26 protein-coding genes and 1 pseudogene are annotated in these 25,445 nt (G+C 49.3%); 3 read left to right on the top strand and 24 right to left on the bottom strand.

The features are described 5' to 3' along the window. Window positions 1–166 precede the first annotated feature (166 nt). Entirely contained in the window at window positions 167–943 is a 777-nt protein-coding gene (locus B4H10_RS01535) for a transglycosylase domain-containing protein (protein WP_059076767.1), read from the top strand. A 182-nt stretch (window positions 944–1,125) separates the two neighbouring features. Here B4H10_RS01535 and B4H10_RS01530 read toward each other — a convergent pair whose 3' ends face one another. The 24 genes and pseudogenes from B4H10_RS01530 to B4H10_RS01415 form a co-directional block, all read right to left on the bottom strand. Then, a complete protein-coding gene (locus B4H10_RS01530) occupies window positions 1,126–1,764 on the bottom strand; it encodes a redox-sensing transcriptional repressor Rex (RefSeq protein WP_059076766.1) in 639 nt (212 codons plus the stop codon). Window positions 1,765–1,848: 84 nt separating this feature from the next. Then, window positions 1,849–3,132 (bottom strand): O-antigen ligase family protein, encoded by a 1,284-nt coding sequence (locus B4H10_RS01525; protein ID WP_292018044.1) that lies wholly within the window; start codon window positions 3,130–3,132, stop codon window positions 1,849–1,851. 183 nt (window positions 3,133–3,315) lie between these two features. Continuing rightward, entirely contained in the window at window positions 3,316–5,736 is a 2,421-nt protein-coding gene (locus tag B4H10_RS01520; RefSeq protein ID WP_170087617.1) for a CehA/McbA family metallohydrolase, read from the bottom strand. 154 nt (window positions 5,737–5,890) lie between these two features. Beyond that, the gene (locus tag B4H10_RS01515; protein ID WP_059076763.1) at window positions 5,891–6,157 is read right to left on the bottom strand and encodes a hypothetical protein; all 267 of its coding nucleotides are present in this window, start codon (window positions 6,155–6,157) and stop codon (window positions 5,891–5,893) included. 4 nt (window positions 6,158–6,161) lie between these two features. Beyond that, window positions 6,162–7,229: a hypothetical protein gene (locus tag B4H10_RS01510; RefSeq protein WP_059076762.1), complete on the bottom strand. Its 1,068-nt coding sequence runs from the start codon at window positions 7,227–7,229 to the stop codon at window positions 6,162–6,164. Between the two features lie 195 nt (window positions 7,230–7,424). After that, a complete protein-coding gene (gene eutM, locus B4H10_RS01505) occupies window positions 7,425–7,721 on the bottom strand; it encodes an ethanolamine utilization microcompartment protein EutM (protein ID WP_059076761.1) in 297 nt (98 codons plus the stop codon). Window positions 7,722–7,754: 33 nt separating this feature from the next. After that, on the bottom strand, window positions 7,755–8,393 hold the full coding sequence (locus tag B4H10_RS01500; protein WP_059076760.1) for a phosphate propanoyltransferase: 639 nt from the start codon (window positions 8,391–8,393) through the stop codon (window positions 7,755–7,757). After that, complete coding sequence (locus tag B4H10_RS01495) at window positions 8,393–9,880, bottom strand: acetaldehyde dehydrogenase (acetylating) (RefSeq protein WP_059076759.1); 1,488 nt, start codon at window positions 9,878–9,880, stop codon at window positions 8,393–8,395. Before B4H10_RS01495 ends, B4H10_RS01500 begins: the two co-directional genes overlap by 1 nt. 446 nt (window positions 9,881–10,326) lie before the next feature. Further along, window positions 10,327–10,593: pseudogene (locus B4H10_RS01490) on the bottom strand (BMC domain-containing protein); the annotation flags it as partial. 27 nt (window positions 10,594–10,620) lie between these two features. Then, window positions 10,621–11,253, bottom strand: a complete 633-nt coding sequence (locus tag B4H10_RS01485) for a cupin domain-containing protein (RefSeq protein WP_059076757.1) — start codon at window positions 11,251–11,253, stop codon at window positions 10,621–10,623. A 30-nt stretch (window positions 11,254–11,283) separates the two neighbouring features. Further along, a complete protein-coding gene (locus tag B4H10_RS01480; RefSeq protein ID WP_059076756.1) occupies window positions 11,284–11,832 on the bottom strand; it encodes a BMC domain-containing protein in 549 nt (182 codons plus the stop codon). Further along, on the bottom strand, window positions 11,825–13,165 hold the full coding sequence (locus B4H10_RS01475; protein ID WP_075582006.1) for a 4Fe-4S dicluster domain-containing protein: 1,341 nt from the start codon (window positions 13,163–13,165) through the stop codon (window positions 11,825–11,827). The genes B4H10_RS01480 and B4H10_RS01475 overlap by 8 nt, the downstream gene beginning before the upstream one ends. Before the next feature lie 19 nt (window positions 13,166–13,184). Further along, entirely contained in the window at window positions 13,185–13,445 is a 261-nt protein-coding gene (locus B4H10_RS01470; RefSeq protein ID WP_059076754.1) for a EutN/CcmL family microcompartment protein, read from the bottom strand. Further along, complete coding sequence (locus B4H10_RS01465) at window positions 13,442–13,750, bottom strand: BMC domain-containing protein (protein ID WP_059076753.1); 309 nt, start codon at window positions 13,748–13,750, stop codon at window positions 13,442–13,444. The genes B4H10_RS01470 and B4H10_RS01465 overlap by 4 nt, the downstream gene beginning before the upstream one ends. Before the next feature lie 10 nt (window positions 13,751–13,760). Next, the gene (gene eutJ, locus B4H10_RS01460; RefSeq protein ID WP_059076752.1) at window positions 13,761–14,603 is read right to left on the bottom strand and encodes an ethanolamine utilization protein EutJ; all 843 of its coding nucleotides are present in this window, start codon (window positions 14,601–14,603) and stop codon (window positions 13,761–13,763) included. Then, a complete protein-coding gene (locus B4H10_RS01455; RefSeq protein ID WP_292018043.1) occupies window positions 14,600–15,271 on the bottom strand; it encodes a hypothetical protein in 672 nt (223 codons plus the stop codon). The genes eutJ and B4H10_RS01455 overlap by 4 nt, the downstream gene beginning before the upstream one ends. A gap of 26 nt (window positions 15,272–15,297) precedes the next feature. Then, window positions 15,298–15,741, bottom strand: a complete 444-nt coding sequence (locus B4H10_RS01450; RefSeq protein WP_059076750.1) for a EutP/PduV family microcompartment system protein — start codon at window positions 15,739–15,741, stop codon at window positions 15,298–15,300. After that, entirely contained in the window at window positions 15,738–16,088 is a 351-nt protein-coding gene (eutS, locus tag B4H10_RS01445) for an ethanolamine utilization microcompartment protein EutS (protein ID WP_059076749.1), read from the bottom strand. Before eutS ends, B4H10_RS01450 begins: the two co-directional genes overlap by 4 nt. 20 nt (window positions 16,089–16,108) lie before the next feature. Continuing rightward, entirely contained in the window at window positions 16,109–17,068 is a 960-nt protein-coding gene (cutD, locus tag B4H10_RS01440; protein WP_059076748.1) for a choline TMA-lyase-activating enzyme, read from the bottom strand. A 94-nt stretch (window positions 17,069–17,162) separates the two neighbouring features. Beyond that, complete coding sequence (cutC, locus tag B4H10_RS01435) at window positions 17,163–19,727, bottom strand: choline trimethylamine-lyase (protein ID WP_292018042.1); 2,565 nt, start codon at window positions 19,725–19,727, stop codon at window positions 17,163–17,165. Window positions 19,728–19,750: 23 nt separating this feature from the next. Then, the gene (locus tag B4H10_RS01430) at window positions 19,751–20,887 is read right to left on the bottom strand and encodes a 1-propanol dehydrogenase PduQ (protein WP_292018041.1); all 1,137 of its coding nucleotides are present in this window, start codon (window positions 20,885–20,887) and stop codon (window positions 19,751–19,753) included. Further along, window positions 20,888–22,414, bottom strand: a complete 1,527-nt coding sequence (locus B4H10_RS01425) for an aldehyde dehydrogenase family protein (RefSeq protein WP_072235732.1) — start codon at window positions 22,412–22,414, stop codon at window positions 20,888–20,890. Window positions 22,415–22,440: 26 nt separating this feature from the next. Then, window positions 22,441–22,740 carry a BMC domain-containing protein gene (locus B4H10_RS01420; protein WP_059076745.1) on the bottom strand — a complete coding sequence of 100 codons (300 nt, stop codon included), beginning with the start codon at window positions 22,738–22,740 and terminating at the stop codon, window positions 22,441–22,443. A 15-nt stretch (window positions 22,741–22,755) separates the two neighbouring features. Then, a complete protein-coding gene (locus B4H10_RS01415) occupies window positions 22,756–23,055 on the bottom strand; it encodes a BMC domain-containing protein (protein WP_059076744.1) in 300 nt (99 codons plus the stop codon). Between the two features lie 363 nt (window positions 23,056–23,418). Here B4H10_RS01415 and B4H10_RS01410 point away from each other — a divergent pair, with 363 nt between their 5' ends. Beyond that, window positions 23,419–24,624, top strand: coding sequence for a histidine kinase (locus B4H10_RS01410; RefSeq protein ID WP_075582001.1), 1,206 nt, complete (start codon window positions 23,419–23,421; stop codon window positions 24,622–24,624). 11 nt (window positions 24,625–24,635) lie between these two features. Then, the gene (locus B4H10_RS01405; protein ID WP_059076742.1) at window positions 24,636–25,403 is read left to right on the top strand and encodes a response regulator transcription factor; all 768 of its coding nucleotides are present in this window, start codon (window positions 24,636–24,638) and stop codon (window positions 25,401–25,403) included. Window positions 25,404–25,445 lie beyond the last annotated feature (42 nt).

Here is a 25,445-nt window from a genome sequence, read left to right as displayed (position 1 = left end):
GTGTGATAGTATACAACCATTCGCAAAAATATGCAAGTATTTTGTATAAAAAATTTTCAATAAGTTTTTTCTGGCATCAGGCTGCAGGTAAAACAAGCCCGGACAGGCAATAAACTGGCATTTTCCCCTGTGGGTATGATACAATATGACTATATCAGGAGGCTCTATGAAAAAAAAATATCTTTTCATATTTATTATCGCCTTTATCATCTGTGCTGCCTGGAACATCATCGCCGACACGCCAAAGACAGCACAGCCGGCATCTGCCAGCAAAACTGAACAGCACAGCTTCGTATCCCTGCCTGACACGGGCATAACCGAAAAGCTGTATCCTTATCTGCATTTCCACGCTGCCATGGAAGAACACCGGAAAAAAATTCCCGTGTATGTCGCCAGCGCTGCCATGCCCAAAAGTCTGAAAGAAGCCGTCGTCGCTACAGAGGACCGGCGCTTTTATGAACACGGGGCCATCGACCCTATCGGTATCGCCCGGGCAGTCATAGTGAATTTCAACTCCGGCAGGACAATGGAAGGAGGCAGCTCCATTAGCCAGCAGGTCGTCAAAAACACGTTTCTCACACAGGAACGCACCCTGACCCGCAAGGCACAGGAACTGATTCTGTCCATCCTCCTGGAACGGAATTACAGCAAGGATGAAATACTGGAAATCTATCTGAACACAGCGTACTTCGGCGCAAATGCGACGGGAATCGAGCAGGCCAGTCGCATCTATTTCAATAAAAAACCGGAATACCTGACGCTGGCCCAGTCTTCCCTGCTGGCCGGTCTTCTCCAGGCACCGAGCTATTACAATCCCCTGGAAAATTACGAAGCGGCCCGCAACCGCCAGAAAATCGTTCTGACGCTGATGGCCGAACAAGGGTATATTACAGACCAGCAGGCGCAGAATGCGTTTAAAGAAAACCTGCGTCTGGAGCGATGACATAAAAAGAACCACGCATGAAGTTTTTTCTACCATCATGCGTGGTTCTTTTTACATAGTTTGCAGTACGGAGCTTGTAGTTTATAGAAGATGACTTTAATTTTTTAGTCATCCACTGCAAACTTAAAACGGATCTGGCCTTGTACGACAGATCCGTTTATGTATGCATAATTCCGTTATGCTCATTCCTGGGGCTTATTTGTCAGATAATAGGAAATCCGGCTCAGGCCGATGGATAAATCTTCTCGGAATACGAATATACGGTCCGGCACGTTCAGGCGCAGTGGGGCAAAGGAAAGGATGCCTTTGATGCCGGCAGCTACCATCTGATCCGCTACCTGCTGTGCCACAGCGGCAGGAGTCGTAATGATGCCGATCTGGATACCTTCCCGTCGTACGACTTCTTCCATTTCTGAAATAGGCGTGACTACGACACCGCCTACATTCTGACCGATAATGCGGTGGTCCACATCAAAGAGCCCCATCGTCCTAAATCCCAGACGGCCAAAGGTCTTGTAATTCGCCAGAGCCCAGCCCAGATGACCGATACCGGCAATACCGATTTTCCAATGCTGCTGCAGACCGATGATTTCCACAATCTGCTGACAGAGTTCGCTCACATAATAGCCGACACCTTTCTTGCCAAAGGCGCCAAAACAGGTCAGATCTTTCCGTATCTGTTCCGGTGTAATTCCCAGCCGTTCGCCAAGCTTTTCCGATGAAATGATATCTATACCGGCATCCTGCAGCAACAATAAATCCCGATAATACAACGGCAGCCGTTCGATGACTGCATCGGATATCGCCTTTTTCTGTCTCATGGGCAGAACCTCCCCACTCTCTATCTCGTTACACACTGATATAAAATCAGATGAATGTGCTAACACTTCACGTTTAATTATATCTTATTGTGAATTATTTCGCAAACTTTTTTTCTCTCTTTTCCCATATTCTTCACGCATATTTGAAAAGAGGCCCAAGAGGAACCAGAGAGTAAGTGATATCTGGGTACTAAATAAATCATAGTCACTGAAGCTGCTAATAGCTACAGCCAGGATGGACGCAGCCGTCATCAGGGCCATAGCCCGGTCCTGGGGCTGTACACCACGCTTGCGTAAAAAGCGGACCGCACAGACACCCGCCCCCAAAAAGAGCCAGCCAAACGCACAGAAACCGGCAATGCCTGTTTCTGCCAGAATATTCAGGTACATGTTGTGGGCATGGAAAATGGTAATACCCGCCTGCTGTATCAATTCATTGTATACAGGATAGACGAATTTAAATGCCCCCCAGCCGATTCCCAGCAACGGATGATCTGCCACCATCTGCAACGCCGCCAGCCACATGTCCATACGCATGGATACAGACGTATCGGCACTGCTGTGATAAAAAATAGACAAGAGCCTGTGGGTGATGCCGCCATGATAGAAGGCCAGGAGGAAGGGAATGCAAAGAAAGGATAGCCAGAGCCTTTTATCCCATACGAGGCCAAAGAAGAATACAAGAGCGCATGCACTCAGCCAGGCGCCGCGGGAATAGGTCAGGATCAGGCAGAGAGCCAGCGCCGCCAGCAGAACCAGCAGGGCTGCCATTTTCTTCGGAGCGCGTTTTCTCACGATGAGCAGGGAAAAGGCCGCACTGATTGCCATGAGCAGGAATTCCGAAAGAAGATTGGGATTGTATAAAGTGGAATACATGCGCCGCCGTAAGAGGGGAAAGGCCGAATTATCGACCCATTCTTCTTCATGGAGCGTCAGCATGTGGGCATACTGGTACAGGCCAAATAGAACGACGATGGCTGCACTGGCAAGAAAAACGAGCAGAAACAGGCGCCGTTCTTCTCTGCCGCGGACAAAGACGACTATGAGGTTATAAAAAATAAAATACTGCAGCACTGTAAACAGGTAAAAGGCAACGCCAAACAGCGGCCTGGGCGATCCGGCCAGAGATACAAAAGCCAGGATAGCAAACAGGGCTGCTGGTTTAAAAAGGGGCGTATCATGCCAGGAGGCTATAGGATATTTCCATACATACCGTGCTGCCAGAATCAGTGCCAGGATAAAACAGGCTTCCATGGCGATAATCTGAAGGGGCATAAAAAAAACAGTCCCCAAAAGCGCATACACTACATGTATGCGGGCTTTTTCCTGAGAACTGCTGGCTGTCGGCAATAGAGTCGTAAGTTTCATATGTCATATCCTCCCAATTTAATTATACGGAGTTGTCAGGGAAAAGTCCAGTACAGCCCCTGCCGGGCGCACGCAGAAACACCTCCGGCAGGCATACAACAGAAACAGCCCCGGCATTTTCGTTTCATGCCGGGGCTGTCTGCGGAAAGACTCCTATGACCCATTCAGGATATCATGTGCTTTTTATTTTTTTACTTTAACCCATACAGGGTTGGATACGGCATAATGGTCTTTGCCATCCTTTGCAATGACGTTGACCCAGGTGTCGTGTTCCGGTTTTACTTTGACTTGTACAGAAACGGGATCAGTCGTATTGTCGAATGCCTTCGTTTCCACCGGTTTTCCTTCGCTTACGACCTGTACTTCTTTCAGGCCGTTGACAGCCTGTACCTTTGTTTCAAAGGTATACGTGCCATCGGCCGCTGTCTGCTGGGTCGTGCCGAACATGGACTGTTCTGCCGGGGTGAAGATAGGCCCCATAGTAACATAAGCCTTGCCTTCTGCCATGGCATTGACAAACTTACGGCCTGTCAATTTGCCATCGACGTGGGAATACATGCGGATGATACCCGGATACAGATTGGATGTCGCATCATGCTGGTCCGATCCGGCACTCAGATATTTCTTGATGCCACGGTTCCAGTAACCTTCTGCCACATCGAGAGTCCGTTTATCCATATTCTTGGCATTGGACAAATCCATTGTCGATTGCAGTTCCAGGAATTCAAAGTTTTCCGCACTGGGGTCATCGCCACCCTTGACGCCAGCACGATTGGTCAGGAAACCATAGTCGGTGAAGGGATGATGCATGACGACCAGGGCATCCCGGTCATGCCCCTGCTGGATGATTTCACCCGGTGTCAGAGACGGATCCGGACAGGGCATCTTGTCATTGACCATCAGGAAGCCCCAGTGTCCCCATCCCGGAGAAACTTCGACGTTGGGAATGAAAGGCCTTTTGTACTGATTGGCCAGTTCCCGCATAGGCTTAATGTTACCGATGTAGTCGTGATCGAGTACGAGATTCAGGTCCAGGCCGGCTGCCAGCTGTGCGGCAAAGAGTTCCGGGACAGTCGTCGCGCCATCGCCATGGTCGGCATGTTGGTGATTGTCATTGCCATACCAGCCCGCCTTTTCAGGATGAATGAGCTGAGGAATGACGAACTGATGCTGAACTGTCTGGCCGCCTTTGACAAAGGTCTTGAATTCAACCGGTTTCGATGTATAATCGGCTCCATGATATGCCGTAAAGGTGAGTTCATTTTCCGGTGCCGATACGTCAAAATCCGCTTTGTGTGTCGCCGGGTCTGTAAAATATACCGAGCCTCCCAACCCTTTTACATCCGATTTGATACCGGTGACGACCACTTTAAAATCGACAGGTTTCCCGTTTTCATCAACAGCCGTCAGCGCCGCTCTGGCACCCGGTTTTACCTGGAAATCGGCCACAGTGTTGCCTTTCAGATCGACATGCTGCACGTCAGACGGTGTCGTTCCCTGGCTCTGTACATAAATGTCGTAGCTGTCCTGCGGCAGTGTAACTTTATACTTGCCATCTTTATCGGTAATCTTCCAGACGAAAGGCTGCATGATATCTTTCATGACCTGATCGACACCATCCGATTTTATCGTCTTTTTATAAGATCCTGGCTTATTGAAGATGACATAGGCATTGGGCAGCGGTTTGCCATTGGGATCGCGGACAACACCTTCAATGACGCCAGCCTTGATAGACGGATCTTTCTGTATCTTCCGCTCGATGACCGGAGCCGTTTCCCCATTGGGAATAACCAGGATTTCGCCCGTATACGTATACGACTGGCCCGGCATGATGTCGCGGTTCACATAGACATCTTTATAGCCCGATGAACCTTTGTAGGCATTGGCATGATCGGTATTAACAGCTACGGCGTAATTTTTCCCGTACGTAACGACGAAATCCCCGTATTTCGTATTGACTTCGGGATCTTCATTGATACGTATGCCCGTTCTCTTGACATCAGGATAGAAGCCAAAGGGGCCGAACATATTCACGGCAAGGGTACTGATAGAATAGCCACTGTTCATATTCAGATAGGCATCATTCCCTGCCGGATTTTCGACGACTGTCTTCATATCAATATAATTCTTGCCATCTTCCAACGTATACTGAATCGTCACGTTCAAAGGCAGTTTATGACCTTCTGTCCAATATCTCGTCTTCGCCGTTACAGTGACTTTTTTATCGCCTTCCAGCTTGTACGTAATATCTTTTACGGGCGTATGCAGCAGGTCTTCGCCATGCCACGAACCAGTAGCTGTCCAGTAATCGTTGAGGAATTCAATGTCATTGGTCAGATCCGTCCCAAATTTCCCATCTTTCATCATGGCAATGTCCAGGATGCTGCCCGTCGTCATATTCCAGTAGTTATTGGAACCTACGGCAAAGGAAGCAGCAATCTTGTCATTGTAGATAGTGAAATCCTCTGCCTTATTAGCCATACCCTGGTCAATAGGCGTCGGGCCCTGCACCACTCCTACAGCCGCCATCGCCGTTGCCGATATACCTGCCATCAGCGCAGACATAACTAACATTTTTAACACTTTCTTTTTCCCTGATTTCATATATCATTCTCCTTTCTATGATAAAGACGTACTGGTTAAACAGATACGCATTGGGCTGGAGCCAGAAAATAATGCAATTAATACCTCATTATGACATAGACTGTATCAGCAATTCGTAAAAGACTGGTAAAAAAGTGGTAATACCACAACTATATTAATCTCTAATAAAGGCGTTGATCATCTGCCGGCCGTAGTCATTTACTTTATAATAAACCTGTAACTGACCGGCATCATCCAGTTCAAACCGCGATTCATCGAGAAGCCCATTGGCCTTGGCCGTCATCAATGCTTCCTGTACGGCATCGGGTCGAAGCATTTTAAAACTTCCGTATTCTCCTTTCAGGGCATGGATGACATCCATATTAGATGCTTCTTCTACGGTCGTCATATATTTCATGATTGCGTAATAGAGCGGTTTCATACGATCAGGCCTCCTTTTTCCGGAATGCATGGAGCGGATTGAGATTTCCGACGAGAGCAATGCCGCAGATCATGACAATAGCAGCCGCCCACTGTACCGGTGTGAGCATCCAGCCTGGCTGTCCATCGAACATACCGACGATGATCATGCAGAAGAACGGCCCCCAGAAAGAATACGCTCCATTGCAGACCATCCCGAGTGCGGCACCGCACATCGAATTGCCCTTATACCAGAAGGAATATGCCGGCATGGCACAAAAGCCGGAAATGACAAAGAAGATGATCGACCAGTCGCTCCAGGCGCCGGAAAGAAGGCGTGGAGCCAGTCCGGCACTGCCATCAATCATGCACAACAGGGGCAGCATGATGAGCATATTGGAAAGGCCGGAAACGCACTGACGGATGGTAATGCCGATATTATAATCGATGAGGGTCGTGCCAAAGCCGGCAACGGCGCCTTCAATCCCCCAGCCCAGCGCGCAGAACAGGGCAATGCCGCAGGCCATCAGCGCCGTCGGTCCCACGTCTGAGAAGGATGTACCGCCGATGACACCGGCAGCGACAAGGCAGAGGAGGATACCGCAGACCATCCGTTTATTGATTTCCTGTTTGAATACAAAATGGCCGATGATGGCCCCAAAAGACGCATTGAGAGCACAAATAGGCACGATGATGGAACCGCCCATCTGCAGTGCTGCTACATAAGCTGTAGAAGCCAGCGGGCCGCCGATGAGGGCACAAACGATCATGACCAGGCCTGGCTTTGTTTTTAACGTGCGGAAAAAGTCTCCCAGTTCGCCTTTAATGGATACATTGATAAGGGACCAGATGCCGCTCATAGTATCATTGACGGCCGATCCCAGCGCTGCCAGGCAATAGGTGATGGCAAAGGCGCTCAGGCCGGACATATTGGCGCCATACCAGTCATTACCCCAGATTCCCTTGGACATGCCTAAGGTCAGAAAAGCCGTATAGAGACCGTAAAAAATCCCAGAAAAGATGGCAAAGGTAATCCCACGCCGCTTAAACCCTGCGTCTATCTTTAATTTGACTGCCAAGGCTCTGTTGTCCATTCGCACACACTTCCTTTACTTGATATATATATTTATTGTTATATATTTCACATGTATCAATAAAAAGAATGAATTCTTTTGTTTTTTCAAAGTTCTTTCGTACATAAACAAATATTTATTATATGAATTTTGCATGATACCGGATAAAATGCAGCGGGCTAAGGTGCTAATAGCCTTAGCCCGCCCTGTGATAGATTATTCTTTTACTGTGAGGTTGTCATGAGGGAGAATCATTTCCACATCAGTATGGGGACGTGGAATAACGTGCACGGAAATGAGTTCGCCAACGCGCTGTGCAGCAGCAGCACCAGCATCGGTAGCAGCCTTGACAGCGCCGACATCGCCGCGTACCATAACCGTTACGAGACCGCCGCCGACGAGAACTTTGCCAATGAGGTAAACGTTTGCCGCTTTTACCATTGCATCAGCTGCTTCAATAGAACCTACAAGACCTTTTGTTTCGATTAAACCTAAAGCTTCTGTTGTACTCATGTTATTTTCCTCCTAATAATATATAAGATTGAATTATTTAATAATTGTTATCCTGGAACCATTTTTAAGATTCATAGCATTAGCTTCTTCCATGTCGATATGGCATTCTAATGCCGATGTTGTTGTCACTCGGATAACAACATTACCGAAAGTACCGCCACGGTCGCCATCGATATTGATGGAAACGACCTGGCCATTCGTCACGCCAAAACGCTGCGCGTCTTCAGGAAGCATATGGATATGGCGTTTGGCAATGATGACACCGCGGGGAAGGCAGATACTGCCTTTTGGTCCGATGAGCGTCAGGCCCGGCGTACCTTCCAGTTCACCGGACATGCGCAGCGGCACCTTGATCCCCAATTTAAAACAATCGGACCGGAGTAATTCCACCTGGGATTCTTTGCGGACGGGACCGAGGATGCGGACTTTTTCCAGAACGCCCTTCGGCCCTGCCAGGGTTACCGTTTCCTTGCAGGCAAACTGTCCCGGCTGCGAAATATCTTTGATCTTTGTCAGCTGGCTGCCCGGTCCGAAAAGAGCATCCTGATCCGCCTGGGACAAATGGACATGCCGGTTGGATACTCCTACGGGAATCGTATCCGGCTGTAGATTCAAATGGCTGTCCCTGACGGCTTCTACCAGCAAATCGACTAAAGCATCATATTTCCCCATTAAAACTCACCTTTCTGTTTTAGCAGCTGGAGCACTTCATTGACGACAGCGATGAGCTGGTCATCACCAGAATCCGCTGCTCCGGCAGCCGTTCCACAGCTCGTTGCCTGGCCCGCATACGGTACGGACGGCTTGACTTCGCGGATACCATAGGCTACGCGTTTGATATTCATCAGATGCTGCGGCGTAACGTTATCAGCCGTAGCGCTTCCACCCCAGGTACCACATCCCAGTGTAAAGGCCGGTGCCAGTCCGGTGCTGATACCCGTGCCCCCCTGAGTAGCCGGTGTGTTAACAATGATGCGGAATACCGGTTTTTCATAGAACCGGCGGACAATTTCCGGATCTTCCGTATGAATCGACATGGTGTGGCCGAGACCACAATTCTTTAAAAGGCGGATACAGAGGTCGCACGCATCCTGCCAATCACGGACCGTATAGAAGCCGAGGACGCTGGTCAGTTTTTCATAGGAAAGAGGATAGCCGTTTCCTACGCCGTCCTGTTCCCCGATGAGGACCCTTGTACCGGCAGGGATTGTGATTCCTGCCGCATCGGCAATGACCTGGGGAGAACGGCCTACGAATTTGGCATTCATAGCGTGCCCGTTTTTGAAGAGAAGCTGGCAGACTTTATCTGTTTCTTCTTTCGTCATGAAGTAGCCGCCCTGGCGTTTAAACTCTTCCACAACCTGTGTCCGGTTGCATTCTTCGACGACGATAGACTGTTCAGAAGCGCAGATAGTGCCGTAGTCAAAGGTCTTGCTGAGCATAATATCTTCAACGGACTTTTTGACATCTGCCGTCCGTTCGATATAAGACGGGCCATTGCCGGGGCCTACGCCCAGAGCCGGTTTGCCGCAGCTGTAAGCTGCTTTTACCATGGCCGAACCGCCCGTAGCAATGATCATCTTAACTTCTTCACTGTGCATCAATTCATTAGTAGCACCCATGGATGGATGGATAATGGTGCTGATTGTCCCCAGCGGTGCACCAGCTGTTTCTGCCGCTTCTGCCATGAGGCGGGCCGCTTCTATCGTACATTTCAATGCTGCCGGATGGGGTGAAAATACGATGGTATTCCGTGCTTTTAGAGCAATCATGGCATTGTAGATGACCGTAGAGGTCGGGTTGGTAGAGGGGATAATTCCCAGTACGACGCCGACGGGTTCACCGATTTCCGTAATGCGGTTGACCGTATCTTCGTGAATGACACCGATAGTCTTCATATCCTTGATGTAATTGTATACATCGCGGGATGCTACCTGATTTTTGACGATTTTGTCTTCTACCTTGCCAAAGCCCGTTTCTTCAACGGCCATGCGGGCTAATTTGGCCGCGTTTTCTTCTGCCACGCGGACCATATTCTGCAAAATGCGGTCTACCTGTTCATTGGTAAACTTGCAGAATACATCTTCCGCTTTCTGCGCCTGCCGTGCCAGATTTCTGGCTTCCTGCACGGTCTGCAGATCATAATCAAATGTTTCCAAAAAGTATCTCCCCTTTCAGATTTCCTTTAAACCAGCTGCTTCCTGCTTTCGTTATAGTAATCTGCAAGCAGGCGGAGCAAAACAGCTTTCTTCGCCCGCGACACGGCACGGCCGGTCAGGCCGATATCCGTATATTCCCGGACGAGACGCCGCAAAGCTGGGACGGGCATCTTTCTGAACACCCCGTCAAGATTCACGCCGGGCTGTACGGCCAGTGCGTCAGCCTCAGCTTTGTGGAAATTTTTAAAATCTATGTCCTCAAAAGAAACCTCAGGGGCTTCTTCTTTCGGCGTAGTATCCGTCCCCTGCCATGTTTCAGGAGACACCGTATCAGCTGCACCAGTACCGGTTTCTGCGCCGGATGCATCGATACGTTCTTCTGCCAGCGCCAGCCCTTCTTTAGACGGAACCGGGTCTGGCGGATCTGGTTTATCCGGGCCATTTGAGGGAAGGATCCCGGCTATGGCCGCATCAGGACGGGGAATCACGTGACGTGAAATCAGAAGGTCTTTACCCAGATGAAGCACAGCCGCTTCTCCTGCATCGACGGAAGCTTTGACTGCTCCTACATCACCGCTGACACAGACCGTCACCAGTCCGCCACCAACGAGGGTCCTGCCACTCAGTACCACGTCTGCTGCCTTGAGCATCACATCGGCACATTCTATAGCGGCTACCAGTCCTCTGGTCTCTATCATTCCCAAGGCATCCATTGATTTCCACCTCCTTTAACGCTCATATCATCCTGCCCAGTCTGCCGGATAGGTCGAATAAAACAATTTTACATGATCTTCGGCATTCCACACGACGGTAGCATCTTTAGGAATGAAGAGCACATCTCCCTGGCTGGCGTAATAGGTCTTACCATTAATCGTAATGGAGAGACTTCCTTCCAGGATAATATCTGTTTCTTCATATCCCGTCAGTGTCCAGGTAAAGGAAGAGTGATCGATGGTCAGGAATCCTGAGCTCATATGAGATTCAGTTTTACTGATAACTTCCCTGTATCCGACTTTTGTTACGGGATTACCCGTATCGAAGACTTCATAGGTCACAGAATGACCACGTACTACTTTGAGGCCGCTGTCATCTTTTTCTTCCCTGTACGGCTGTGCAGCCTGGCCACGGGCTAAAAGCACCTGACGGACAATTTCCGCTACCAGACCTTTATCCAGACCTTTCACACTGCCTGCTGCCGGTTTGTGTACGTCCGGTGCGGCAGGAGCCGTCTGCTTGTCAACAAAGGCAATCCCTTTGTCACGGGCATAGTCGCTGGCCGCTGCCGTAATAATGGCTCCGGGCTCTACATACAGTTCATGCTTCCCGGCTGCAGCCGCTTCTTTTACGTGACTGACACAAATCAATGGTTTCAATGTATCACCTCCTGATTCCATCTGCATAATTTATAACAACGTATCCCATAACCGTTCTGCCGGAGACGGGATGACCTCGATATCTACCAGCAGTCCGCTGTCTCTCACCAGTGCTTTTCCTGCATCGGCAGCTGCTTCTACAGCAGCTACATCACCGGTGAAGGTAAAATACGCTTTGCCACCGAGGCCGCTGCCAAGTCGGAGTTCAATGCCCTGTATATCAGCCGCTTTGAGAGCCGCATCAGCAGAATGAATCATCGACGCCAGAGAGAACGATTCGATGATTCCCAGGGCCGCCCGCTGTTCCGGCAGGGTTGTAGAAGAAATAGCCGGGAAGATACCGGGATGAACATTGGGAATAATGAAATGATCGACAATATATTCTCCTGCCGACTGGATGCCGGCATCGACCGAACTTTCTACGGCAGCTACATCACCCTGGATCAGGACAATGTACTTGCCGGGACATACGGCAGTGCAGCTGACGGCTTCTACAGCAGCAGTCTTGATCATCCGGTCGGCCGTATAAATTCCCCTGGCGATGCTGCTCAACTCTACCATACCTATCGCATTATACATGGATCGACCCCACCTTTATCTTAATGACTGAATCGGTAACTTCTGTGACTACGCCGTCCATGCTCGTATGGACGGGAGCACCGAGGCTCCCTTCACGGATGGCTCCTACCATCTGACCGGCCGTAACCGCATCGCCGGCCTGTACGACCGGTTGTGCCGGAGCACCTACGTGCTGGCTGAGCAGGATACCGATTTCATCGATATTCCATTCCACTCCCGTAAGCGGCGCCGGACCATCAAAAGAGCTGAGGCCCAGCCGGGCAATAAGGCGTTTACTGGGAACGAGCCGGTAGGAACGGGCTTCGCGGGGCTTATAATCTCTTTCTGCCGGTGTATATTTAATGCCGGCTGTGCGCATCCGGTCCTTATACCAGCTGTTGATGTTACGCGGGCTGAGATGGGCCGGACAGGAAAAGAGTTCACACAGATTGCACTGGCTGCAGAGCTGTGCCGTAAGGGCACTTTGCAGATCATCGGGCATGTACTTCATAGTTCTCATGATTTTATGGGGCTGCATGTTGTGACCCAGGAGATAGCGGGGACACAAATCGGTACACATCCGGCACTGTTCGCAGGCCGTACGGCCAATAATGCGTGCCTGCTGCTCGTTCATGCTCTTTTTCCGGATGAGATAATGGTCTTTCTTCAATATGATGTAGCCCTTGTTCTTTTTCGAAACATAGCCATCGTAGGAATTCATGATCCGGCCCATCATGGGACCGCCATCAATGACGCCATAATCATCCAGGCTGGTAATCCCGCTTTTCATGAGGACTTCGCGGACCGGCATCCCTACCGGCACTTTAAGCGTCACCGGTCTGGGAATATCGCCCTGGAGCGTCACATACGTTTCTGTTACGCTTTTACCTTCTAGGGCACGGGCGATATTGAAAGCTGTTTCGGCATTGACGACGACACAGCCAACGGAAAGAGGAATAGAACATTCCGGTACGATACGGCCTGTCAGTTCGTAGACCAGTACTTGTTCATCACCAGCAGGATAGACATCCGGAAGGATATGAATCTGTACAAATGGAGAAAAGCCCAGGGCTTCGATACGCTTTTTTAAAATTTCGATGACCTCTTTATGCTTGCCCTTGATGCCGATAATGGCCCGCTTTGCCTGTACCTGATGGCCGGCAGCGGCAAAACCGGTAATAATGGCATCGGGATACAACGCCAGCAATTGCTGGTCCACTCTCAGAAGGGGCTCGCATTCAGCACCGTTCAGTAATATGTATTCCGCTGTCGCATTCAGCTTGGCATGAGTGGGAAATCCGGCACCACCGGCACCGATGACACCGGCCTCCCGCACTTGATTTAATACGTCCAAGCGGATTCACCTCCACAATTTAAAACGTACATTCTTCATCAATGATTCCAATAATTGCCGCATCAATGGGCAGTGTATCCGGTTGAAACATCTGCCGGGCAGCACTGCCCTGGCTGACGATGACATTTTCACCAATACCGGCATTGATCAGGTCGGCAGCAATAAAACGGCGTCCTGCATCTTTGCCATCGATGACTTCTACTATCATAAATTTGATTCCGACGAGGCAGTCTGCCTTGCGCGTGGACCAAATGTTGTCAATCACTCTGGCTGCTATCATAATGTCACCTGCCTATGTTCCTGAAAGACTCTGCATATATCGGAAATTGCCGCCTCTACAGCTGCCGTATCACCAAATATGGCTATCATAACGAGATTCTGCGGGCAGCTGCCCCGGATATCTTCGACGAAGACACCGGCCGCTTTTTCTGCAATATCGGCTGCTACGACCATATCGATGAGTCTTCCCTGTACGAGTCCCACGGCATCAAAATCGCTCATATCGTGCGAAGCCGGAGAACCCTTACGCCGCATAAGGATATCTATCGTTCCCGGTGAAGGGGACTTGATGATTTTCCATTCCATAGAACCGCCTCTATTCTTCCAGCTGTTTACAATTAAGGGCAATACCGAGCGGCGTTGCAAACATGGGATTCTGTGGCTTGCGCGTCGGAAGTCCCGTCCGCTTTTCAATGATGCTTTCAATTCCCGTCAGACAACACGTACCGCCTACGAGATAAATCTCTTTCACATCATAATCCTTGATGTGGCGGGTAATGATGGAAGATACTTTTTCAATGACTGGTTGCAATATCGGCAGAATTTCACGGTGGTTTTTCTGATCCCGCTTATATAATTCGGCTTCTTCAAACGGCATCTTGTAGGCTCCCGATACGACGAGGGAAAAATGTGTGCCCCCGGTCGGTTCATCGGCCACATGTACGACCTCGCCATCTTTAAAAATCGCAATTCCTGTCGTACCGCCGCCAATATCGACGATTGCGCCGTTTTTGATTTTCAGGACGGCATTAGCGGCCGTCGGTTCATCGAGCAGATTAGTCACTTCAAACCCGGCACCTTCTACGACGTGTTTGATAGCACCGGAATCGAGATCAAACGTCCCCGGCGGCAAGGCCGCAGCGGCATACTTTAGTTCTGTACCCAGTTTCTTTTCCAGGTTTTCTTTCATTTCCCGGACGATGCGGATAGCTCCCAGATAATCCACAATCATGCCATCTTTGACAACACTGGCATATCGGTACTCTCCGGCTATAGGGCGGAAATGTTCATCAAGGACGGCGACGACAATAAAGGCCGTGCCGAGATCGACACCTGTATAGTATACAGAAGACGGTTTGGTCACCGGCTTTCTGACCACATTTTCAAACTCTTTGATTATTTCATTGCAATAGGTAAAATCTGAATTTAAAGTACTCATACTGAACCTCTCATATATTTTCCCATCATGATACAAAGGACATTGGTCAGGCTATGGAGAATGTGTATCAGCCCTTCATATACTCCCGGGCCGGCATCACCATGGCGGCTCTGTGTTTCCAGAACGAGCGGTTCCAGCATCTGCAGATATGTGCGGAGGTGATTCAGCATGAGAAGTTTGGCGCGCAGCACTTCATCTTCCGGCAGTTTTTCCAGACTAAAGGGGATGACCGTATCATCTACTTTTTCACGAAGTTCGCCTTCCGTACAATTCCAGAAGGTAAGGGCTGGCGGTATTTCTCCTTGTTCACAGGCCAGCCGGGTCCGCTGCAGCGTCCTGGCCAGTGCGGTAAAATCTTCCGCTGCCAGATGTTCGCCATGGCGGGAAAACCATTCTGCCGTCACCATGATGAGTGATTCTGCATGCTCCAGTGTATGCCACAGTTTCATCAACTGCCACGACGGCGCAGGCTCCGTTTCTTCTGCAGCCGATACTGCATCAGCTTTTCTCTCCTGTCTTTCTCCCCATGCGGTTTCACAGGGAATGCGCCGGTCTGTCAGGAATTGTCTGGCCCCCGGTGTCAGGCGGTTGTCTGTTGCCAGGTAATACGTCGTAAACGGTTCTTCATGATACAAATCCCGTAAATCCATTTCCGTTATATATCGCAATGTATCACCTCCTCTTATGTATCTCGTCAGCCGGCATGGGTAGCAGCCAGCCGTCGTTCCAACGCCGCAAGGCCAGCTCCCGTCCTGAGGGAAATAGGAAGAATGACTTCTTGTATACCACAGCGCCGGAGCTGTCTTACACACATATCGTAATTTTCCGGATGTTCATCGCATTTCGTGATTATGCCCGTAACAGGACAGGTAAAAATACAGGCAAATCCGGGAGAATATACTTCAACAGGGCGGGACTGGTCTACCAGGATCAGTATATGGGACGCTCCCTGGGATAAGGCGATGATATATTTGTACATCCAGGTATTTTCTAAATACGCACCGGGTATATCAATGGTGCGTCTGCCATAAATGGCATCCTGTGTTTTGCGCAGCGGCCGGTCCGTCTGATTCAGCCAGTTGGCCAGTGTCGATTTGCCCGACTGTCCTGCGCCTATAATCATGATGCGCTTCTTCATGTCCGTGTAATCCTGGCAGGTGTGAATCCCAATAGTGTTTCCAGTGTCGTATTTATGGCCTTCATGGCCGTCTCCACACTGGCTACATCTCCGGAAATCACCAACGAGCCCGTGAAGCGGTCCAGAAAACCGATTTCCACATCCGACGCCTTAGTCGCTATATCGGCCGCAATAATCGCTGTCTCACAGGGAGTCAGTGTGGCAATACCGATAGCCCCTTTTCCTTCAATGCCCAGCCGCTCGTAAATATCTTCGACCGGAGAGGCAATCACGTGGGCCAGTGTTACCTGTTTTCCGGGGACATATTCCTGAATAATGCGCGTCTTATTTTCAAATTCATTAGTCATAGGCACGCCTCCATCTGGCATTAATGCCTGATGACATTGGCATCCATACCATACTCTGTAATCCAGCTTTCGATGCGGTCCAGATCTTCTTTGGTCATGGATACATCTTCTTCGATGCCATAGGGTTTGCCAAGCTGTTTATACTTGTTGACTCCCAGCTTATGATAGGGCAGGAGGTCTACACCGAGAAAATTCGGTCGTCCCTGGAAAGGTTTTAAAAACTCCATGGCCCGGCGGATGACATCTTCTGACGTGTTCAGCCCTTTTATCATAGGCATGCGGACTTTGACCCGGTAACCCCGGTTTATCAGTTCTGTCAGATTGTGGAGTATCCTTTCGTTCCGCACCCCGGTCAGCATCTCATGCTGGTCTGAATCAATATTTTTAATATCGTATAAGAATAAATCATTGAACCGGGCTATTTCCAGCAGAGCATCGAGCCCGGCATACCCGCAGGTTTCGATGGCCGTATTAATGCCCAGTTTTTTACATTCCATGAGAAGATTGGCCGCAAAGGCTGGCTGCATACATACTTCACCGCCGCTCAATGTAACACCGCCGCCAGAACTCCGGTAAAAGGCGGCATCCTGCTGAATAAAATCCAACACCTCCGTCAGAGTCAGATCCCGGCCCACTACGTTGAGAGCCTGTCTGGGACAAACGCTTTCACAAGTCCGGCAGCCTATACAGTCTATATCGCGGTGTAATTTATGCTCCGGCCTGTCACCCGATTCATCTAAATAATGAATCTGTACGGGGCAGCCGGGAACACATTTGCCGCAGTGAATGCACAATTCCTGTTGGAACATAACCTGGTACTTCCGCTCCAGTCCTTCCGGATTGGCACACCAGCGGCATCGCAGCGGGCAGCCTTTAAAAAATATGATGGTGCGTATGCCAGGTCCGTCATAGATGGAATATTTCTGCATGTTGAAGATTCTTGCTTTTCGTTCCAATCTCCGGAACTGTTGTAATCTCATACTCACACTTTCCCTTCAGGAATTATCGGCCATACATTCCGGAACCTGCGGCCCGGTCCAGAAAACCGGACCGCCAGTCTTCCGGTCGTAAGGTTTAGAAATGATCCAGCATGGTACGGCTGATAATTTCATCCTGTACTTCTTTACACAATTCGACGAAGTACGCACTGTAGCCGGCAACACGGATAATCAGATCCCGGTACTTGTCCGGTTCTTTCTGCGCCTTCTTGAGCACTTCATTATCGACATAACTAAACTGCATCTGTCCATTTCCGAGAATCGACGCCGTACGCAACAGCGTAATCAGGCCGTTTTCCCCTTCCGGCGTTTTCAGTATGCCTTTGAGAAGCTTGAAATTATGAACCATGCCGATGGTCATGGCGTCACAATTCATCTTGCTGACCGACTTGATGATAGCCGTCGGGCCCAGTTTATCGGCACCCTGGGTCGGACTGATACCGTCTGAAAGCGGTGTCCAGGCCAGGCGCCCGTTCGGCGTCGCACCGGTAAGCTCGCCAATAGGAGTGTTATTGGAAATAGACAATGTACCATGACTGAACTTGGCATAGAGCATATCGAATTTATTATGTTCATCTTCCGTCCAGTTGACAATATCGGCGGCGATAGAATCGACATAATTGTCGTCATTCCCGAACTTCGGTGCATTCATGCAGTCTGTCCTCAGCTGGTCAAAGCCCTCAAAGTTGGCATCCAGTGCTTCCTTGAATTGTTCCAGTGTATATTTTTTATCATCGTATACCAGCTTCTTGATGGCAGCCATAGAATCGGCGTACGTGCTGAGGCCGGAGAAAATGAGACCTGGGCCGCTGTTGACCATAGCGCCGCCTTCAGTAACATCCAGACCTTTTTCCATGCATCCTTCGACGAGGCTGGACATGAACGGCTTTGGCGCATAATCGCGGTGTACCCGCTGGCTGATGACCGTGCCGATAGCCGAAAGGCGGATAATATGCTGAATTTGTTTTTTTACGGCTTTATCGAAATCCTCATAGGTCTTGAACTGACTGAGATCGCCCAGGTCAAGGCCCTGCTTCGTACCATGCCATCTCATGACGCCGTGGTTAAATACGAATTCAATGGCAATGGGCCACTGGGTGTAGCCTGTCGAGGTCCACTGATAAATGCGGCCTGATTTCTGTGGTTCAACACATCCCATGAGGCAGTAATCGCGGGCGTCTTCCAGGGAGAACCCTTTTGCCAGCATCATCTTGATATGCGTATCATCAAAATGGCAGGCCGGGAAGCCCATGCCGGCGCGGACGACATCGACGATTTTCTTCATGTATTTCTGCGGCGACTGATTATGAATCCGGCAGGCCAGGGATGGCTGATACATCTTAATGAAGCGGACGGCATCCATGATGAGATAAGTCAGATTGTTGCAGGCATCTCCGCCAGTCCGTTTCTGACCACCTATGGTGCAGTTTACGAAAGGCTGATAACCGGCAAAATATTTTGCCGCTGCTTCGCTGGAAAGCCACATGACTTCCGAGCATTTGATGATGAAGCAGCATAACAGTTCAAAAGCTTCTTTTTTCGTAATGCGTCCGGCTTCACGATCCGCTTTGTAGACGGGATATAAGTACTGGTCGAGACGGCCCAGGGAAATACCCGTCTGGTTTTCAGCAATGTTGAACAGAGATTCCATGGTCCATACAGACTGGAGCCCTTCATGGAAGGTACGGGGCGGATTGGCCGGTACATGGGCCATAATATCCGACAGCTGGTATAATTCCTGGCGGCGCTGGGGATTGCTTTCCTGATCGCCAAGCTGCTTGGCATAATCAGAAAGGCGTTTAGCATAGGCAAGGACACCGTCACAGACCATGATTTCGGCTTTATAGAAGTAAATTTTATCAATGTCTTTCGGCCGGTCCATATTGAGCGTCTTCAGCTTTTCAACAGCTTCCTGCCGCACGCCGTTGACACCCTTTTTTACCAGGATGACATCATAACCCGGGCAGGTGTCGCCACCGCCATTTACCTGATGATAAGACAGATCGCTGACGAAGGATTCGCCGGAAAAAGACCATACGCCGGCATCTTCATATTGTTTCTGGCATATTTCATCGAGGCTGCGGCCTTCCCAGAAGGGAAATACTTTTTCCCGCAGCGTCCGTTTATCTTCCTCGCTGATCTGGAACGGATCCTGAGGCCGGGTAGACATGGTATCCAGTTCGTCGCGGATCCAGCGCCATGCAATTTCCGGAGAAACACTGCCGGCGCGGGGACGGCCACAGGGATGACCGATGATCAGTTCATCAGGCTGAATGAGAAGCGGTGCCGTTTCGCAGGCTTTTTTAAAAGCCAGGGCGCGAAGCATCTTCAGCGGCAGGCCGGCATTGTTCCGGTACACTTCCGTCGTAACGACAGCACGCTGTACGGAAACGCTGGGCTTTACTTTCAGATAGGCCGCTTTCAGCCTTTCCAGTCGTGGTGTCAGACCGGTAATTTCTTCATCGTCATCGACAGCATTATGGAACGTCTGTGTTGCCGGAGCCGTGACTGCCACACTGGCTTTGCCGCCTGAAAGCTGCGCAGAGATACCAGCAAACAATTTCATAACTGCTTTCTTTTCTTCGGGCGACAAATGGGCCGTCGCCTGTGCAAATTTACTGGAGAATTCTTTTTCGTCCAATGTATATTCCCTCACTTTCTCTCTTAATAAGCCGCTTTATAAATAGCTATAATATCTTCCTTTGCAGGTGTACGGGGATTCGACGGCGTGCAGCGGTCTGCCAGGGCCTGTTCCGCCATCTTCCCTGTCGCAGCCATGAATTCCTCTTCCTGAATCCCCGCCGCTTTGATAGACGCTGGAATATGCAAATCTCGTTTCAGCTGGCGTACAGCCTGCAGAAAGTTGACATACCCTTCGCGGGTCGTCCGGGCAGGAAGTCCCAGGATCCGTGCCAGCTGGCCGTACTTGGCCGCAACCTGCTGATCCGATGTATCTTTGAGATTGGCATTATATTCGATGACTTTCTCCATCAAAAGAGCATTGGAACGGCCGTGGGAGAGGTGGAATGTGCCGCCGAACGCGTGGGCCATACTGTGGGTAATTCCCAGATTGGCATTAGTAAAAGCCATACCGGCCAGACAGGATGCACGCTGGATGCATTCCCGTGCATCCTTATCTTCTGAATTACGATAAAAACGGACCAGGTTATGGCAGAGGATATAAACGGCCTTTTCAGCCAGAGCGTCCGTACAGTCCGTTGCTTTATTGGATACATACGCTTCTACTGCGTGAACCAGCGCATCCAGTCCCGTGTCGGCAATGACTTGTGGCGGCAGGCTTCTCGTGCAGGTGGAATCGAGGATGGCAATATCCGGTGCCATGAGATCATCAATCAATGCCGTCTTCTTTCCATTAATAGTAATAACGGAAAAATCCGTCACTTCCGATCCGGTACCGCTCGTCGTCGGAATGGCTATGAACTGAGGTTTATTAAAGGATTTACCGGTCTTGGACACGGCCTGATGGAGAAAATAAATCATAGCCTTGGCTGTATCCATGGCAGACCCGCCGCCGAGGGCGATGACCGTATGCCCCTGATGTACCATGTAATGTTCCAGCGAATCCATGACTGCCAACAAGTCCGGTTCCGGTTTGATATTGGTATATACATCACACTGGACACCGGCCGATTCAAGAAAATCAACAGCCTGCTTCAGATAGCCTAATTTTTCCATGATGCCATCAGACAGGATAAATGCATTCTTGCTCTTTACTTCGCGTAAATATTCGAGGGAGCCTTCGTCGAAATAGATTCTGGGCTTGATCTCAAATTCTTTCATTTATCTATCGCCTCCATATATCCCTTGTTTTTTCAATTCACTCACGATTTCTTCTATCAGGCCTGAAACGGCTGCTTTTTCCTGTTCATTCCTCATCCGGTCCATTATCTGGGCCGGGTTCGTCCGCTGCTGCATCTGGCCGGTTCCGGTAATATCCTGTACCAGTTCGCCCAGGTTACGGACACCATATCCAACCTTTCGGATATTAATCAGATTCATGGGCGATACGTTATCCGACGTTATGGTGCCGCCGGCCGCTCCCAGTCCTAAAGTAAAGGCAGGAAACAGATTAGTTGTCGCTCCCATGCCGCCGACCGTTGCCGGCGTATTGACCAGTACGCGGGAAACAGGTTTTTTCAGGGCAAATTCCCGGATGACTTCTTCATTCTGCGAATGAATGACCAACATATTGCCCAGCCCTTTATTGCACAGGAGTTCAATGCATTTTTCACAGGCATTTCTCCAATCTCTTTCTACATAAAATGCCAGGACAGGACACAATTTCTCCCGGGCATAGGGATTGCAGAGATCGGCGTACTTCTGCTCAGAAATGAGTACGGTCGTCCCGGCCGGTACGGCAATACCGTTCATACTGGCAATTTCCGCAGCCGGCCGTCCGACGTACTGCAGGTTGATACTGCCGTCGTGATGGAATAGTGCCTTGCCGATTGTTTCTGTTTCTTCTTCATTCAGAAAGTACGCCCCCTGATGTTTCAGTTCCTGACGTACGTCTTCTGCTATGCATTCTTCAGCGACGATGGATTGCTCTGCCGCTGAAATAATACCGTTATCAAAGGTGCGGCTGAATACGATGTCCCGGACTGCTTTTTTTACATCAGCCGTCTTTTCTATAAAGGCCGGTCCATTGCCGGGACCGCCGTAAATAGCCGGTTTTCCCGATGCATGTACCAGTGGGAGCAGTCTGGGAACACTGGTAATCAGGATCAGCGATGTATCTTTATGATAGATCATCTCTTTCGTACCGCTCAGGGTAACAGTCCTGAGGTATTCTACGGCACATTCGGGCATCCCCGCTTTGATTCCGGCATCTATGAGGATGTCCAGTGTCCGCCCGATTACTTTTTGTGCCCTCGGATGGGGTGAGAAAATAATGGCATTGCCCGATTTTATGGCAATGAGTGCATTATAGACTGTCGTAGAAACGGGGCTGGTGCACGGTGGCAGAGCGGTAATGACTCCAACGGGGATACCGATATCGAGTGTTTTCTTTTCTGCATCTTCAGCTATGATGCCAACGGCCTTCATTCCCTTCATATGACGGCAGACATAGCGGCTGGCGAATATGTCTTTAATGTATTTATCTTCCCAGCGGCCAAATCCCGTTTCTTCAGCTGACAGGAGGGCCAGTTCTTTGGCATGAGGATACACGGCCTCCGCCATGGCAGCGACGATGTCATCGAGCCGGTCCTGGGAAAAAGAAGCCAGCATACGCTGGGCATCACGGCCATTTTCAATGAGGATCCGCGCTTCCTGCATAGAACATAAATCATAGTCGAGTCTGTTCATTCCGTTCACCACTTTACTTCCTGTACTCACCAATCAAGCACATATTTAGAAACGATTTTTTCTACATCCGGATGCGGGCTCGGTATGACCACGTGGCTGTATACCTGGTCCTTACCTACCTCTTCTGCCCGTTTCACACCGGCATCGACAGCTGACTGGACAGCGCCGACATCTCCGCGGACGACGACAGAAATCAGTCCGGAAGCCGTATTTTCATATCCAATCAGTTCTACATCGGCCGCTTTGCACATGGCATCTGCCGCTTCCAGTACAGAAACCAGGCCGCATGTTTCAATGAATCCCAAAGCATCTCTTTTTCGTTCCATGTGTCCGGTTCTCCTTTACTGCGTATCTATATCATGTACAGAAACAATCGTTCCCACACGTCCCACCGGGCGGGGCATGACATTTTGTGCAGTCAGGGTGCCAATGCTGGCAGCAGCTTCTGCGCCCCGTTCTACGGCTGTCCGCACGGCAGCGACATCTCCTTTTACCAGAACCGTAACCAGGCCGGATCCTATATTTTCATACGATACAAGGACGACATCTGCCGATTTGCACATGACATCGAGGGCATATATGGCTGGCACCATACCCCTCGTTTCAACAAGGCCCAATGCTTCTTCTCCGTAATATTTCATAACCTTTTTGCTCCTCTTCGAGTTAAACTTAAAAAATGCAAAGGTCTTATTAATTTTTATATCATTATTACACCTCATATGTAATATGCGTTTTTGCGATGTGTCTATTCTAGCATGCCCGTATGATTTTTTATTGAAAAATCAGGAGCTGTCTATGTGATTTTTTTTACTTGTTATAATTGTTACTTTTGTGAAAATTGTACAAAGAAGACTTTTTATATTATTCATACTATTTATGCAAAAATGTATTAAAAAATCAGTATACTCACAGATTTTTTTGTATAATAGATAAGAAGAATTCCTGCAGAATCGTAACCAAACAAAAAATAGACACGGATTTACCGTGTCAGAAGGGATATTGTGATGAATATACCGTTAGATGAAAAAAATTTGTTACTGGAGCGCATTAGATGCAGCTTACGTAAATTAAACAATTTATTATCGCTTTCGAAAATTCCCCTGCAGCTGGTAACAGCAGATGGCAATACAATTGTTGAATTAAACCCGTCACCAGACTTCTGCAAAAAAATCTGCCAGCGTCGGCGGGATTATATATGTGAAGATTATCACAATCATTGTGTCGCACCAGATAACACGATTACCCGATTTACCTGCCACTGTGGATTGTATAATTTTGTCATTCCTATTCACACCGGTTCTGCCGGCCTCCAGTTATTCCTCCTTGGGGGCCAGATATATGAAGAACAATTTGTGTATCACAAGTATATGCTGAACGCCGGTCAGTTGGCGAAGTCAAAGAAAATAGAACCCCAGGAAGTAGCTAAAGCCATCGGCCGCATCCAAAGTATGGCCCAGGCGCAGATTACGACTTACGAACGCATGGCCCAGTACATTGCCCACAACCTGGCCGAAGACCTGAAAACGTCGGATACCCAGGCCGGACGGCTTTCTCTGGAAAAAGAACTGTTAGAGAGGAAAATCATCGATTTGGAAACAAAAAATAGTTTTCTCGTCGTCAATCCTCACTTTTTATTTAACACCCTGAATACCATTGCCCGCGTAGCTTATTACGAAAAGTCGCGGAAAACGGAAGAACTGATATACTGCCTTTCGGACCTGCTGCGCTATAATTTAAAGCAGGACAACGAACTCCATCCTCTTTCAGAAGAGCTGGAAAACATCAAGAAATACCTTTACATCCAGAAAATACGATTTAAAGACCGCCTCGAATATGAAATCAACATTCCCGATGAGATGCAGCAGTACCAGATTCCCAACATGATTCTCCAGCCCCTCGTGGAAAATGCCCTGCTTCATGGTGTCACGCCCAAATGCAATGGCGGGAACATACGCATCACGGCCCGTAAACAGGGAGAGGATTTCACCTTATTCGTCAACGACAACGGATACGGCTTTCCTCCGGAAATATTAAGCCTCATAGCCGATGGCGATTATTCCCGCATCAAGACTCATGCTAAATCAGGAATCGGCCTGCTCAGTACGCACAACCGCATCCGTCATTATTTCGGCACGCCTTACGGCCTTACGGTCAGACAATCCGATTTCAGTGGAACGACCATTGCCATTTATCTCCCCATCAGGCAATAAGGGGTGAGCCTATGCATACTATTTTAATCGTAGAAGATGAAATACTGGAACAACAGTTCCTGAAAGAAATCGTTGAAGAAGAGATGCGGGGACAGTGCCATATCATAACGTGTACTACTGGGACGCAGGCCATCGAAGCCGCCAGGGAAACAAAGCCCGATATCATCCTGATGGACGTGTGGCTGCCTGAATTAGATGGCATGAAAGCCCTGACGGTTATACGCCAGTTTTGTCCCCAGGCAGCGGTCATCATACTATCCGCCTGTTCAGATTTTTCCTATGCCCAGCAGGCAATCCGCCTCCAGGTACGGGAATATCTGCTCAAGCCCATCCGGCCTTCAGAAATACGTCAGTCCATCCAGACGATTCTGGCTGCCAGCACAGTCATGCCCGCCGGCAGCAATCCGGTGGAACTGACGACGCCGGTCATCCCCCTGCCGAAGGATTCGGCTCACATGGAAGTCATTGATAAATCCATCCATTATATCCAGGACAATTTTAAGAGAAAATTATCGTTAAAAGATGTATCAGAACACGTCTACATGAATCCCCAGTACCTGAGCCGCATTTTTAAAAAAGAAGTAGGCATCAGCTGCATCGATTATATCAACCGCCTGAAAATCGAGTATGCCTGTAAACTGCTGACGACCACCGATGAATCGATCTGCCACATCTCATCACTGTGCGGATATTCCGATCAATCGTATTTTAACCGCGTGTTTATTAATCAGATGAAAATTACGCCAAAAACGTTTCGTCAGAAGAATAAGGACAAGTAGTCCCTCATACCGTTTATTCCCATTACAGCATCCGAGGAGTAT

The organism is Megasphaera sp. UBA4382 (assembly GCF_002391155.1).
Classification (GTDB): Bacteria; Bacillota; Negativicutes; order Veillonellales; family Megasphaeraceae; genus Megasphaera; species Megasphaera hexanoica.
Note: the sequence above shows the minus strand (reverse complement) of the source record. Positions and strands in the feature narration are given on the sequence as shown.